We start from the raw sequence: 14447 nt of genomic DNA, 5'->3' as shown, positions 1-14447 counted from the left end.
TCTTGATAATAATTTTGAGGTATTTTTTCAATTGCTTTTCTAATAATTGAGTTCGCAGTATATCCAGTAACTATAACTTCATTTAAAGTTAATTGGTTTTCAATAAGAAATACTTCTATAGGATTTTTTATACTTGTAATACTAATTTTTTGAGAATTGTAACCAATGTAAGAGATAACTAAACTATCATTTTCTTGGCCTGAAGGAATGGTAATTTTAAATTCGCCTTTTTCATTGCTTATGGTACCTGTATATTTTTTTTGTAAATAAATGTTTGCAAAAGGTAAGATTTCTTTTCGTTCCGAATCTTTAATTATGCCTTCAACAACAATATTTTGAGCAGTTATATTTGTTAAAAAAAGGGACAAAATTAAAACTAATGTAATTGTCCTGCTCATTGGTTTAAAGTTTTCTGTCATTTAGTATTAGTTATTTAAATATAAAGACGCAAAAAAAGTGGGAATGGTTGCCTGAGTCTGCGAATATTTTCAAAAAATTAAGAAATGTTTTATGAAAACTTAAATGACATATGAAGAAGAAACAAAAAGCTAACACTGAAAATGTTATCGATTGAGTTTTATGTTCATTTTGTGTTTTCGTAAGTGACTATAATTAAATGTTTAATTTTTAGTCAACCTATTTCAGGACGGTTCATTTCCGTAATGTTGCCTAACGGTTATATAAACAAATCTAATACTTTTCTTACTCTTTACAAACTTAAATGTGCTGTATATACAAACCTTTATGCACTTTTGCATATAATCATAATTTGGGACATTATCCAAACCTTTTGAGATTTTGAAAACTATTTATTAAGATTTTATAAATTCAATTAGGTATAACACCGCTGTGGCTTTTGAATTATTTTTTCGCGCAAGCGTAAAGATGATACCGTTTAGTAATAGTCATGAAACGATCGTTAACCATTCATTAATTTAAAAAGAAACCATTTACATAAGGTATTTAAATGATGCATGGCTATTATAACCCTAAGTTTATTCCTATCACAAAGGCACCATAACTGCGACCACTAGTGATACTGTGCACATAATCCACACGTAACGGTCTGAACTTACCTATACCTATGTTATCGATACCAGCACTGGCCTCAAAATAAGGATTACGATCTGTAAACAGTGCTTTACCACTTAAAATAAGATCATAGTTGAGTTTATTCAAGCCGGGTATTTTACCGAGTATAAATCCTTTAAAATCGTGCTGTAAATGTACTTGTGCATAATCGCTGTTTGTGCTATAATCATAGTAATTCAACAGGCCAAAACCATATGGGTTCAGTGCCTCTAGCTTATAGCGCAATCTGTTGCCATTAAAATGCTGGTGGTCTATAAAAGAAATCCCGTCGCCGTTTATAAAAGTACCGCCATTTATCCAGTAACTGCTGCGCCCTACATTTCCCATGTCAAAGGACTGGTACAAACTGGCTCTTAACTGGTGGAAGTTATAGTCCCTACGATCAGACCCAAAACCACCTTCATAGTTTAAGGTAATGGTAGGGTATTTCTCGTTACGTATATTATACTTCTGGTCAGGATAACTCTGGTATTTCTGCCCAGGTCTTATGGTAAATCCTAGTCCTACTTTTACAATCTCGTGCTCGTCTATAAAAGCGAGTCTGTTCTGGTCTAGTTCTAGTGGATTGTTACTGGTGTAACTCACACCAGAGTTTCTAAAAATGACTTGATCCTCTGTGTTCTGTAAAGGTTGTCGCTGCTCATAGCCTACAGAGGCGCTGGCAAAGAGTCCATTAAACAGTTCCTGACTGTAAGAAAGGTTTGCATAATCTACCTCATAGAATTTTGCAAAATTACGTTCAAAGAATAAACTAGAAATCGTGTTCTCAAGAGCACTTATGGGTTCCCTATTATTGATTTGGCGCACAGCCGTTCCACCGCTTAGCCTTATAGTACGGCGGTTTACTCTATTAAAACGGTAGTACACAGAACCGTTATAGCGCACACGCTCATCAGAGATTCCATAATCCATATCCATACTCGCATAGAGGTATTTATTATAATCTTCATCATATCCCTTAGAATAGTATAATCCAGTTCCTATCACATGTCCTTGAACCGTATTAAACCCTTTAAAATCTGTAAGACCTCTATAACCTATAGCAGTGCGTTTATTAGAATTTCTGTACTGGTATCCTAAGATTATATCTTCTAGTTTGAATTTATTACGTACCTGGTCTACACTGTCTTTATACATAGGATCATTGCGCACCGTGGAGATACTGTCTTTTTTTACATATTCTCTATCTTCTTCGGCAGTTAGAGGAACAGGGCGTTTTTTATTCCAGTACGTACTATCTTTTTTATTTGCACCAGTTGCAAAACTCAAAACCTCAGGACCAAAGTGCTTTTTATCAAATCTAGGTAGGAAATTATAGTTTGTATAATTTGCTATAAAACGTCCTTTACCTTTAAACGCAAATAAGCTAAAAGAGAAATCTATACTCTGTGACCTCTTGATCCAGTCACCACTTTCTTCCTCATACGTAAAGGATTGATTAAAAACCAGTTGATCTATAACGGGTACATTAATATTTTCACCACCTGTAGTAAGTTCCAGTCCATAAATAGTCCACTGATCTTCTACGATATAAATAGTGCCGTTAAAGGTGTTATCCTTAGGCCGTTTAGAAGTAACCTCTATTTTATTAATAAGAAATTTATGATCATCATAAAAAGTACCTACCAGTTTATAATTATAATATCCCAGAGCATAGTCAGCAATAGGAGAGATAATACGGTTATTTAAGTCTATGTTATTGTTATAGAAATCAAAGTTAGCACCTTCAGCACTATTAACGCTAAAACCGTTATCATCACCGCTCACTTTACTTGCTACGATACGTTCCTTAAAATGATCTGGAGCTTCATAAGAGATTTCACTTACCGTTTCAGACAGGTAAATAATACCGCTGCGAGATAAGCTGTCTAGAGAACCATCGAGATCACCTATTTTTTCACCCATAAACTTTTCAGGCACATCTTCCAGGCGCCATAATCCACGAGAGTAGAAGTCAGCCGTGTAGCTGGAAAACTTCTTACGGTTCTTTTCTCTATTTTTAATCGCTGCACGTATAACGCGATAAGCAGGATCCTCACCATTAGAAATCTCTACCGCATCCAGCGTGGTTAATTCCTCTTCTAGGGTGACATCTTTAATGATAGCAGTACCGTTAAAATTTACAGTTAAGCGTTGCGTTTTATAACCCAGCGACTGGAACACCACATTATAACTACCATTTTCTGGTAATTTAAGCAAGTACTGCCCATTATTATTAGTCGTGGTTCCTATATACGTACCTTCCACATAAATAGACGCAAAGGCTATAGGTTCTTTTGAGGAATCATATAAAGTTCCAGAGATTTGCGCTTGCGCCAAAGCGTATAAAAACAACATCACAATAGTAAGAGCTCTTTGCATAAAAAAAGTTTTAAGGTAAATGATTAGATAACAAACGAAGTTAATGAGCTTTTCATATAAAGACGAGTATCTTCTTAAAAAGGTTGTCTGGTTTTAAGGAAAGTTTGTGAGTGTTTGAGCGGTGAGCTGTGAGCTTTGAGTGTTGAGTCTTGAGTCTTGAGCTGTGAGTTTTGAGTTTGTGAGCCAAGAGCCAAGAACCAAGAGCCAAGAGCTTTTTTACAATAACTATGTCAGATCGAGCGAGAGTCGAGAACAGTTTGTGAGCTGTAAGCTGTGAGTTTTTGAGTCTGTGAGCCAAGAGCCAAGAGCTTTTTTACAATAACTATGTCAGTTCGAGCGAGAGTCGAGAACAGTTTGTGAGCTGTGAGCTGTGAGTCATGAGCTGTGATCCAAGATCCAAGAGCCAAGAGCTGTGTAACTTAAAACCTGAAACCTATCATCACCTAACCACTACAGATTCCACCACAACAAGAGGCTTTGATGGGTTTTGTATATACCTTGTAGCGTCAAATTAGAAAAATATTTTCAGATGGAGTATAATCCAAATTTTTTAATTTGACGACTTTCAAAATAAGACTTTACACCATGTGAGCAAATCACTAGTTATGAGTTGTATAAAACGTTTTGAAACGTGTATTTAGCTACACTTCAATCGAAATATTTACCTTTCCGCCGAGTCCTTTTTCCACAATATCGAACAAGGTTTTTAAAGTCAGATTACTACCATTATTTTCCACTCGCGAAATGTAAGTCCGCTTTTTGTCAATCAGTTCACCAAGTTGCTCTTGAGTCAGGTTTTTTTCCTCACGTGCATTTCGTAAAAGCAGACCGATTTTAAAAGATTCAAAATCTCTGTCGAGTTCGTCTCTGCGTTCAGTTCCTTTTTTTCCGTAAACTGTGTCTTTTATGTCTTTCCAACTTTTAGTTTCCATTTCCTTGTTTTTTTTCTTCGTAATACTCTTTCATTAATCGAACAGCTTTGTCGATTTCTTTTTTCGGTGTTTTCTGCGTCTTTTTAGTAAATCCGTTCAAGAGTATAACTAATTTACCTTTATCGAAGAAGCAAAAAACTCGCCAAATGTTAGAGCCTAATTTTATTCGGGCCTCAAATAATCCTTTGTGAGTTTTTATAGGTGCTAAATACGTTTTCGGTGCGTGCTGATAGGTTTCGATTATTTCAATGACCTTGAATATTTTGTCCTGAACTTTCTTCGGTTGAGCAAGTAGAAACGTCTCAAAATAATTTTTATATTGTATGACTTGCCTAACTTTTTCCATTCAATCAAATGTAACTTAAAAGTTACTATTTCCAAAATATTCAAATGTCAATTTGAAGTTCCGACTTTTCATGGGTTTGTCTTACAAAAAAGGATATAACAACTACTTGTAAGCCTTTTTAATCTGATCCAGGCGTTTTTTATTATCACGGTCCTTAATAGCCTCACGTTTATCATGTAATTTTTTACCCTTGGCTAGAGCAATATCTATTTTGGCAAGACCTTTATCGTTAATAAACAACTTGAGAGGTATGATCGTGTTACCCGTAGAATTCACGTCTTTTTCAAGTTTTTTAAGCTCTTTGCGGTTTAATAGTAACTTACGAGCCTGTTTAGGCTGGTGGTTAAAGTACGTAGCATGAGAATATTCTTGAACGGTCATGTTAATTACCCATAACTCGTTGTTTTTGAATTCGCAAAAAGATTCGGCTATACTCGCTTTTCCCAGACGTATGGCTTTGATCTCAGTACCGCGCAAAACGATTCCAGCCATGTAAGTGTCTAGGATTTCATACTCAAACCGCGCTTTGCGGTTCTTGATCTCTATGGTGTTCTTAAATTTCATATAACATTGGCAAATATAATTTAATGGAGATAGTACATCGTTATATATTTGTGAAATGAAAAAAAACCTTTTTGTTTTTCTCACTTTTCTTGCGATTGCTTTTCCATCTTGTGAAGAAAAGCAAACACTAACTGCAGGTGAAATCATGGATAATGCTATTCAAGCTCATGGCGCTCACTTACTGAATAGGTCTATAATGGATTTTAAATTCAGAGGAATCACTTATAGAGTTACACGGGATAATGGAGCTTTTCAGTACCGTAGAATACAACTACAAGATTCTATTACTATTACAGACATGCTGAGTAATGACGGTGCTTTAAGGTATATTGATGACATCCAGCAGCAAGTTCCAGATTCCTTATTAAAACGTTATGCGAGCAGTGTGAATAGTGTAGTTTACTTTGCCCAGTTGCCTTATAGTCTGGATGGAACAGCCGTTTATAAGGAGCTACTAGGAGAAAAAACCATTAAAAATAAAAACTACTATAAAATTAAAGTCACCTTTGATGAAGAAGGTGGTGGCGAGGATCACGAGGACGAGTTCATCTACTGGATTGATAAAAACACATTCCTTATAGACTATCTAGCTTACTCTTATTGTGAGGAAGATTGTGGTTACCGCTTTCGCGAAAGCGTAAACAGAAGAACCTATCAAGGGATTACGGTCCAAGATTATAAAAACTATAAAGAAATCGTTCAGGATCCAGACCTATCTCAAATGGACACTTTTTTTATAAACGGTGATTTAGAATTACTCAGCGAGATCAAGACTGAAGCGGCTAGGATAGAGCTACTTCATTAAATCGCATCCACAAACTCCTGAAATACTTCTTGATGCTTTTTTAAATCTAGATCAGGAGAAAGAGATGCTCTTACTATATAATCTTTATCACCTTCTTTAGTAGTACCTTGTGTAGAAGTTGCTGGAATGGTCCAGTAACAACCTTTGAGCTGTCCATAGCTTACACAAAATTTGCTTTGGTTAGGGATTTTAGAAATCATTAAGTGGATAAGCTTGAGATTGAGAGCTCTTTTATAAGCCTCGCGTTCCTCATCATTACTTCCTTGAGTAGGTAAGTCCAGTGAAAAAACAGAAGGTGTAAAACCTTGCTCTGCTAGCTCATCAGACACAAAATTGATTTTAGAATCAGGCAGCACTTTTTTTATAAAATGAACAAACTCACGTGTGTTTTTATAAGCACCAGCAATACGTTCATTCATAGAAGGTAATTGCTCTGCAAGAATTTTATATTGTAACTCAGTCGCCTCATTATCACAAAGGTTGAGATGTAATTTTATATGATCGAGTAGGCGAGCTGTTTGTGTATTTCCCACGCAGTATCCTGCAGTACATCTACCACCACTGGGGAATTTAGAACCGCTAGCATAAGAAATTGCTCTTACCTCAGATAAAATACTTTCACCTTCTAGAAAGTGTACATTAGGGCAGAAGGTTTGATCCAGAATAAAAACAGGATCTATGGCTGCAAGACCATTAGGTGTTTTGCGCTCTTGAGTAAGTACTTCTTTTAAACGCAGTAAATCAGGAACTTCTACTCTGGGATTAGTAGGAATCTCTGCAATGATATAAGGAACAGCATCTTCTTGAGCGATGGTGTTTAAAACACGATCTATACTAGTATTCATGTCATTATCACCATCTACGGGTAAGTCTACGATGTCCACGTTATCTATGCAAGCAGCTACACGTCTCGCTTGATCATTTGTACCACCATAACAATTAGGTGGAACTATAAATTTTATCGCTTTACCAGGATGGTTTTCTTGTGCATGATGAATTAATCCCATCATGATCGCATATTGTATAGATAGGCCACTAGAGGCTACTAAAGGTTCTAGAGTGGTTCCAGTAATAGAATTAATAGCGTCTTGAACAGTTTTTTTATGAGTTAAAAGACTGCTTTTTTCAAGCTGGATAGGACTGTGATTCACTAGAGCGTTTAAGGCAACTAAGGAGTCTGCTGGAGTCATAGCTATGGTTTCTCTTCTACGTACATGCTGTATAGGAGCAATATAACTATGGTTCTTCTCACCATTTATAACGAGTATACTTCCTAGTCCATCATGCAGGCTTATAAAAAAATCTATGGATGGATCTAAGTCCATTGCATTTACCATACTATCGCTAGAAATAAATATGGTACTTCCATCTATGGTCTTTATTTCACTAGGTTGATCTACCTTTTTAAGTTCATAATTATATCCATATACTTGATGTAGGTCAGTTCCAGTTAAAATTTCTGGTACCGTTCCCATGCAGTTGATTTGTGTTTTTTTACCTAGCAGTAAGTTAGTGCGCAATATGGCGAGTAAAGGTGCCGTTTGCGATGAGAAACTAATCACGTGCTCAGATTTCAATCCATGGAGCTGTGCAATTCCCCATTCCAGTACACAAGATAATGGATGACCTAATCTTATATAGTCATAAGCCGTAGGTAGTTGTTCTAAAGAAGATGTGGAACTGTCCTTATCCTTAAATAAAAGCTCAAATTGAGATGTGAATTCAGTTTTGGCCAGTTCTTCATTATATATATCTAGGCGGTGTGTGGTGGTTAATAACCAACCAGAAGGCTTGTTTTTAAGAACATCTTTGATATAATTTAGAACTTGAGTGTGCTGCATGTGTATATTTTTCAAAAAACAAAAGTATCGATTAATCTATAGGGTAAAAATGATTTAACAAGTTGTTTATACCATTTTGATTTTATAGGTCATTAAAAAGGAATGGATTTATAAGGTGCTTGAATGTTGCGATTTTGCCATATTTTGTTTTTAAATCCTTATGAAAACCCGTGATAGAATTAAAAGTTATTAACGATAACGTTTGAAATATGTGAAATGGTTAATATTAAAATAAAACATGAGTTTCATTAAGGATTCTTTGCTAGATTAGCATGGATTTTATGAAAAACGCAATGAATCAAACGATTAAAAAAATAGGTGTAATGACCTCTGGAGGAGATGCTCCAGGTATGAATGCTGCCCTAAGAGCTGTGGTGCGTACTTGTGCGTTTCACGATGTAGAATGTATAGGGATTTATCGTGGATATCAAGGGTTGATAGAAGGTGATTTTAAAGAAATGACCGCACGAAGTGTAAATAATATCATTAATAAAGGAGGAACTATTCTTAAAAGTGCGCGCTCGGCAGAGTTCCGCACGGTAGCGGGAAGAAAAAAAGCTTATGAGCACGTAAAAGCATCTGGAATGGATGCGCTTGTAGTGATAGGTGGAGATGGTAGTTTTACTGGAGGAATGGTTTTTAATGAAGAGTTCAATTTTCCAGTGATGGGAATTCCAGGGACTATAGATAATGATATTTATGGGACTAGTTCTACACTCGGTTTTGATACAGCACTAAACACAGTGGTAGAATGTATCGATAAGATTAGAGATACCGCTAGTTCACATAACCGCTTGTTTTTTGTAGAAGTAATGGGACGTGATGTAGGTCACATAGCACTTAATGCTGGAGTAGGTGCAGGAGCAGAGGAGATTCTTATTCCTGAAGAAGATATGGGTAAAGATCGTCTTGTAGAGAGTTTAAAACGCAGCCGCCAGTCAGGAAAATCATCCAGTATAGTCGTAGTGGCCGAAGGTGATAAAACCGGTGAAAATGTTTTTGAACTCAAGGACTATGTAGAGCAAAACATGCCTGAGTATGAGGTGCGAGTTTCTGTGCTAGGTCACATGCAGCGTGGTGGCACCCCATCATGCTGGGATCGCGTTCTCGCGAGCCGCATGGGTGTTAAAGCCGTGGAGAGTTTGCTAGAAGGTAAGACTAACTACATGGTGGGAATTAATAATAGTAAAATTGAGTTATGTCCGCTGGATATGGCTGTAAAAGGTAAAACAGAAATAGATACAGAGCTATTGAGAGTTTCTGATATCATGACTGTTTAAATAAAGTTTTTTAAACACGCTTTCGCAAAAGCGTTATCTAATAAAAATATTATCGCAATAGATGTGGTAATGAAGTAGTAATAAATAGTAATAAGAATAAATAAAAGATAAAATGAGTAAAAAATTGAAATTAGCAATCAACGGATTTGGTCGTATAGGACGTATCGTTTTTAGAGCAACATTAGAACGTGAAAACGTAGAAGTAGTCGCTATTAATGATTTAGTAGATGTAGAACAACTAGCTTACTTGCTTGAATATGATTCTGTACACGGGCGTTATGGTGGTTCTATTGAGATTAAAGATGGAAACCTTATTATAGATGGTGTTCACGTGCGTGTTACTGCTGAGCGTGACCCAAAGAACTTGAAATGGGATGAAGTAGGAGTAGATGTAGTTGCAGATTGTACTGGAATTTTTACAGACCTAGATAGCGCACAAGCTCACATAGATGCTGGTGCAAAGAAAGTAGTAATTTCTGCACCTTCTAAAACAGCTCCTATGTTTGTAATGGGTGTTAATGATCATGAATTAACTGGAGCACATACCATCGTTTCAAATGCTTCATGTACTACTAACTGTCTGGCACCTATGGCAAAGATTCTTGATGAAAACTTTGGTATTACAGAGGCTTTAATGACTACTGTTCACGCTGCAACAGCAACTCAAGCTACAGTAGATGGACCTAGTAAAAAGAATTACCGTCTAGGACGTAGTGCTATGAATAATATTATTCCTGCTACTACTGGTGCAGCTGTTGCTGTAACAAAGGTAATTCCAGCATTAAAAGGTAAATTAACAGGTATGGCGTTCCGTGTTCCTACGGTAGATGTGTCTGTGGTAGATTTAACAGTTAAGTTGAGTAAAGAGACTTCACTAGAAGAAATCAATAAAGCGTTTAAAGATGCCTCTCAAGGAGCTATGGCTGGTGTAGTAGGTTATACAGATGAAGCAGTAGTTTCTCAAGATTTTGTAAGTGATGCAAGAACTAGTATTTATGATGCTGGAGCAGCTATCGAGTTGAACTCTACGTTCTTTAAGCTCGTGAGCTGGTATGATAATGAATTTGGTTATTCTAACAAGCTAGTGGACTTAGCAGAAAAAGTAAATTCACTATAATTTTTAAAATAAGGCTATTGATCTTAAAAGATGGATAGCCTTTCTTTTTTACCCTTTATTAAGTAAGGGTTTTATTAAAATATCCCAACATGATATTAATAACAGATAGTGGTTCTACTAAATGCGACTGGATTGCTCTAAATGAAAATGGAGAGCAATTATTTAAAACACGCACTGCTGGTATGAACCCAGCTATTCTTAGCGTAGAACAATTACAAAAACGTATTCTTGAGAGTGAAGAATTAATAGAATGCAAGGATCGTGTAGAACAAGTGTTTTTCTACGGTGCTGGTTGTGGAACAGAACAACCTAGACTTGCTTTAGAACAGTTACTGGCAAGTTACTTTTCTAATGCTACAGTAGTTGTTAAAGAAGATACTGCGGCTGCGGTATATGCTGCGGTAGGTGATAATCCTGGAGTAGTTTGTATTTTAGGAACTGGTTCAAACTGTTGCTTCTCTGATGGAGAAAATATAGAGCAACGTGTAGTTTCCTTAGGGTACACTTTAATGGATGAAGCTAGTGGTAACTGGTATGGTAAGAACTTGCTTAGAGATTATGGGTTTAAAAATATGCCAGCAGATTTGATGCAAAAATTTGAGGCGACTTATAACATGGATCCTGATTATATAAAGTTCCATCTCTATAAACAGCCTAACCCTAATGCATTCCTAGCTAAACATGCTGAATTTATTTTTCAAAACTTGAATGAACGCTATATTAAAAAGCTTTTGAGAAAAGGTTTACGTAAGTTCTCTCGTAATATGATTCTTCAGTTCAAAGAAGAAATCAAGTCGCACGAAGTACACTTTGTGGGTAGTATAGCTCATTTTGCTGAGGCTCGTATCAAGCAAGTTGCTGCTGAATTTGGTTATGAGGTAGGGAATATCGTAAGAAGACCTATAGATGGTCTTGTATCTTATCATCAAAATAAACTTAAAGCTTAAAGGAGTAGTACAGGTTCTTAATGAAATGAACTAGCCTGCTTATCTCATAAAATTTTTTCCCAATCGCACACTTTTTTAGCTTGTGATTGGGATTACTTTTTTGTTATTTTCTAATAGAAGAGGATCACCATTTTAGATCTTAACGACATTATAAACACAAATGGGTATAATACAAACCCAAATAAGCATCATAAAATGATAGCATAAAACTTTACTATTCATTTACATGAAGTTATTATTCAGCTTGACTTATAATGTGGTTTTCATGATCCTTAGTAAATAGATAAATTATCTTTCCTGTATTTGAGTCTTGTAACTGTAATATAAATTGCTGTAATTTGATTTTCCTAAAATCTACATCATTAATCCTCCATTGAGGATAGCCCAGGAACTGTTGCTTGATATTAAGGGGACAAATTCTTTGTTTAGCAAGTTTATATAAAGTCCACGGGTGATCAGGTGAAAGATTCACAATGAGTTTATGTATTTCTGGAAACCTATGAATAATTTCTTCCCAAATGGGTAATGAGACCGTTTCAGTCTGGATATAGATGTTTTCAGAAATAAGCTCTTTAGAACTAGGCGCCAAAACCTCTAATTGATCCCAACTTGATACGTCATGTACAAAGATTTGTAAATTGGTTGGGTCTTTCTTTAAACCATCTTCATGTTCAAAAATACATACCTTAAACTCCTCGCTGCTCACTGTTCCCTTAAAAGTTAACGGTCTATTCTTTTTATTAAGAGGCCATGTACTGTTTACAGGCATTATAGGGCTTTCCCTAGTTGTATGGCTCTCAGAGCTGATAAGGTACGCTGGTAAAGTAACTTCTTTAAGTTTTTCAACCACCTGATTAATAGCGTTTTCTGTTAAGTTTACTTGAGGATCCCTACTGCGCATTAAGGATTCATAATAGTGAGATGGTTTGCCTAATATTCTCTGAAGATATTTTAACATTTAAAACAAGTATAAAAAAAGCACCAATATAAACTGGTGCTTTAAAGTTAAAACTATTTTGATTTTTAAACGACGTATAAATAAATTGAAAAGGAAACGATTTATTAAGACATTATAAATTCAAATAGTTATTGCTCATTAGTATCAGCAGTTTCTTCTGCGTCAGTATTCTCTTCCTCGTTTGCTTTATTCATTTGGCGCTCCAGAATATTGAGTTGCTTTTGCTTCTCTTTAATCAAGTCTAGTTCTTTGTTTAACGCGGCAGTATTCTTTTTTAGTTGAACTACAAATGGGTTTTTATCATCCTTTGCATTAATAAACTGCATGTTATTTTCCAGTTGTCTTAATTCATCTTGAATTTCATCGCGACGTTTTCTCAAGTAGAAACGTTCATTTTTAAAATCACGTTCATCACCAGATTCTAAACTAGAGAGCTTAGACTGATACTTCATCATTTCAGCATCTACCGCATTCATACCTGCAGCTTTTAATTTAGCCTGTAATAACTTATCAAACTTATCTTGAATATGACGTTTTGAATAAGGTACACGGCCTATAGCAGCCCAATCATTCATGTGTTGTTCTACTTGTGCCTTCATGGCTGCTTGATCATCTTGAGGCAGCATTTCTTTGAGCGCATCATACACTTTCATTTTTGCATCAAAGTTTGCCGCTTCCTCAGCGTTTTCTTCTTTCTTCTGAGCATTTTTCTTGTCAAAAAAGCCATTACAAGCAGTTTGAAAACGTTTCCAGATCTTATCACTCACCTTACGTGGTACGTGACCTATTTCTTTCCACTCTGCTTGAATGCGTTTCATTACCGGTAATGATGTATTAAAATCATCACTTGCTAGATGTTGCTCAGCAATCTCGATAAGTTTCATTTTCTTATCTAGATTATCTTGCTGGTCTTTTTTAAGGTCTTTATAGAAAGCGTTTTTAGCCTGATTGAACTCGCGACCTACCGCTCTAAACTGCTCCCATAAGCTGTTGTTAACACTTTTAGGAGCTGGACCTGTTTGTGTAAATAGCTCTTTTAAAGTTTTTACTTCTTCTAGTTTCTCTTGCCAGCCTTTATGATTTTTTGCACCAGTTGCGGTTATTTTTTGAATCTCTGCAACTATATTTTCTTTTATAGTCTGATTCTTTTCAAACTGTTTATCGCGTTCCTCATAATATGCCTGTCGTTTATCATGGATTACTTTAGTCGCAGCACTAAAACGATCCCAAATAGGATCTCTATGTTCTTTGGCAACAGGACCTGCATCTTCTTTCCACATGCGGTGTAGTTCTTGTAACTCCCGCAGTGCTTTATGAATATCGGGTTCGTTTCCTAACTCTTCAGCACGTGAAATGATTTTATTATGAAAATCTAAGTTGCGTTCAAAATCTTTATCACGCAGCTCTTTACTCAAGTCTATATAATCATAGAAGTTTTGAGTATGTAAGCGGTAATCATTCCAGATGATATTATAAGCATCATGCGGTATTTTACCTGTTTCCTTCCACTGTTGCTGTAAGTTGTTGAACTTCTTAAAAGTAGTTCCTATATTTTCCTCTTCATCGATCAAGTTTTTAATTTGTTCAATGATGTTTTTTCTTTTTTCAAGATTGTCTTCTTGCTCCTTGCGCTGTTGACGCTGGAACTCACCACGTTGTTTACGGTATAAGCTATGTAAATCATAGAATTCCTTGCTTAATGGATTGTCATATTCAAACTCTGGAGCTGGAGCTTCTTCTGTCGCGGGATTTGCCTTTATAAATTCTTCACGAGCTTCTTTTTCTGCATCTTCATTCTTAGACTCAAACGCTTTTTTAATATCCTCTACGTGAGTTTTAATCGTGTTAATAGGGAAATCTTGTATCAACTGTCTCAGTGAAGTGACTAGTGCAGGCATTTCCAGACTGTTATAGTCTGTATCAGGTAAGGATTGAGCTTCTACATCTTCAGTGTGGTCATCGCTGTCATCATCAGTGTCTACAGGGGTTTCTTCTTTAACAGCCGCAGTAGTGGTTTCTTCTGGATTCACAGGTGTTTCAGTAACTTCTTGTGATACCTCTTCAACCGTTGTTTCTTCTACTGGAGCAGTAGGTTCTGTATTCATGTCTTGTTCAGGCATGTCTTGTGGGGTCTGGTTTGTGTTATTCATAGGTTCTAATTTTCCGTCTGCGTCTTGTTGCAGGTTGTCATTCGTATTCATTTC

At 36.1% G+C, this 14447-nt stretch carries 12 protein-coding genes; 4 read left to right on the top strand and 8 right to left on the bottom strand.

The annotated features are described in order from the left end of the window. The 5 genes from ACTF48_RS04985 to smpB all read right to left on the bottom strand — a co-directional run. Positions 1 to 419, bottom strand: a 419-nt coding sequence (locus tag ACTF48_RS04985) for a carboxypeptidase-like regulatory domain-containing protein (protein WP_438962042.1), incomplete at its 3' end; no start/stop codon positions are given. A 562-nt stretch (positions 420 to 981) separates the two neighbouring features. Continuing rightward, the gene (locus tag ACTF48_RS04980; RefSeq protein WP_438962041.1) at positions 982 to 3453 is read right to left on the bottom strand and encodes a DUF5686 and carboxypeptidase regulatory-like domain-containing protein; all 2472 of its coding nucleotides are present in this window, start codon (positions 3451 to 3453) and stop codon (positions 982 to 984) included. A gap of 641 nt (positions 3454 to 4094) precedes the next feature. After that, positions 4095 to 4385 carry a helix-turn-helix domain-containing protein gene (locus tag ACTF48_RS04975; RefSeq protein WP_042247315.1) on the bottom strand — a complete coding sequence of 97 codons (291 nt, stop codon included), beginning with the start codon at positions 4383 to 4385 and terminating at the stop codon, positions 4095 to 4097. Then, entirely contained in the window at positions 4375 to 4731 is a 357-nt protein-coding gene (locus ACTF48_RS04970; RefSeq protein ID WP_438962040.1) for a type II toxin-antitoxin system RelE/ParE family toxin, read from the bottom strand. Before ACTF48_RS04970 ends, ACTF48_RS04975 begins: the two co-directional genes overlap by 11 nt. A 102-nt stretch (positions 4732 to 4833) precedes the next feature. Further along, positions 4834 to 5295, bottom strand: coding sequence for an SsrA-binding protein SmpB (gene smpB, locus ACTF48_RS04965; RefSeq protein ID WP_438962039.1), 462 nt, complete (start codon positions 5293 to 5295; stop codon positions 4834 to 4836). Positions 5296 to 5350: 55 nt separating this feature from the next. Here smpB and ACTF48_RS04960 point away from each other — a divergent pair, with 55 nt between their 5' ends. Beyond that, positions 5351 to 6100 (top strand): DUF6503 family protein, encoded by a 750-nt coding sequence (locus ACTF48_RS04960; protein WP_438962038.1) that lies wholly within the window; start codon positions 5351 to 5353, stop codon positions 6098 to 6100. Here the strand turns inward: ACTF48_RS04960 and ACTF48_RS04955 are convergent. After that, positions 6097 to 7941, bottom strand: a complete 1845-nt coding sequence (locus tag ACTF48_RS04955; RefSeq protein WP_438962037.1) for a cystathionine beta-synthase — start codon at positions 7939 to 7941, stop codon at positions 6097 to 6099. The genes ACTF48_RS04960 and ACTF48_RS04955 overlap by 4 nt on opposite strands. 293 nt (positions 7942 to 8234) lie before the next feature. Here ACTF48_RS04955 and pfkA point away from each other — a divergent pair, with 293 nt between their 5' ends. From pfkA to ACTF48_RS04940, 3 genes are all read left to right on the top strand, one after another. Beyond that, positions 8235 to 9221 carry a 6-phosphofructokinase gene (pfkA, locus tag ACTF48_RS04950; protein ID WP_438962043.1) on the top strand — a complete coding sequence of 329 codons (987 nt, stop codon included), beginning with the start codon at positions 8235 to 8237 and terminating at the stop codon, positions 9219 to 9221. A gap of 112 nt (positions 9222 to 9333) precedes the next feature. Beyond that, complete coding sequence (gene gap / locus ACTF48_RS04945; protein WP_438962036.1) at positions 9334 to 10338, top strand: type I glyceraldehyde-3-phosphate dehydrogenase; 1005 nt, start codon at positions 9334 to 9336, stop codon at positions 10336 to 10338. Positions 10339 to 10427: 89 nt separating this feature from the next. Beyond that, the gene (locus ACTF48_RS04940; protein ID WP_438962035.1) at positions 10428 to 11285 is read left to right on the top strand and encodes a BadF/BadG/BcrA/BcrD ATPase family protein; all 858 of its coding nucleotides are present in this window, start codon (positions 10428 to 10430) and stop codon (positions 11283 to 11285) included. Between the two features lie 235 nt (positions 11286 to 11520). Here the strand turns inward: ACTF48_RS04940 and ACTF48_RS04935 are convergent, their stop codons facing one another. Continuing rightward, positions 11521 to 12243, bottom strand: coding sequence for a hypothetical protein (locus tag ACTF48_RS04935; RefSeq protein WP_438962034.1), 723 nt, complete (start codon positions 12241 to 12243; stop codon positions 11521 to 11523). A gap of 128 nt (positions 12244 to 12371) precedes the next feature. After that, the gene (locus ACTF48_RS04930; RefSeq protein ID WP_438962033.1) at positions 12372 to 14444 is read right to left on the bottom strand and encodes a DUF349 domain-containing protein; all 2073 of its coding nucleotides are present in this window, start codon (positions 14442 to 14444) and stop codon (positions 12372 to 12374) included. Positions 14445 to 14447: the final 3 nt, after the last annotated feature.

Origin of the sequence: Nonlabens sp., assembly GCF_965660805.1 — a bacterium.
In the GTDB taxonomy this organism is placed as follows: domain Bacteria; phylum Bacteroidota; class Bacteroidia; order Flavobacteriales; family Flavobacteriaceae; genus Nonlabens.
Note: the sequence above shows the minus strand (reverse complement) of the source record. Positions and strands in the feature narration are given on the sequence as shown.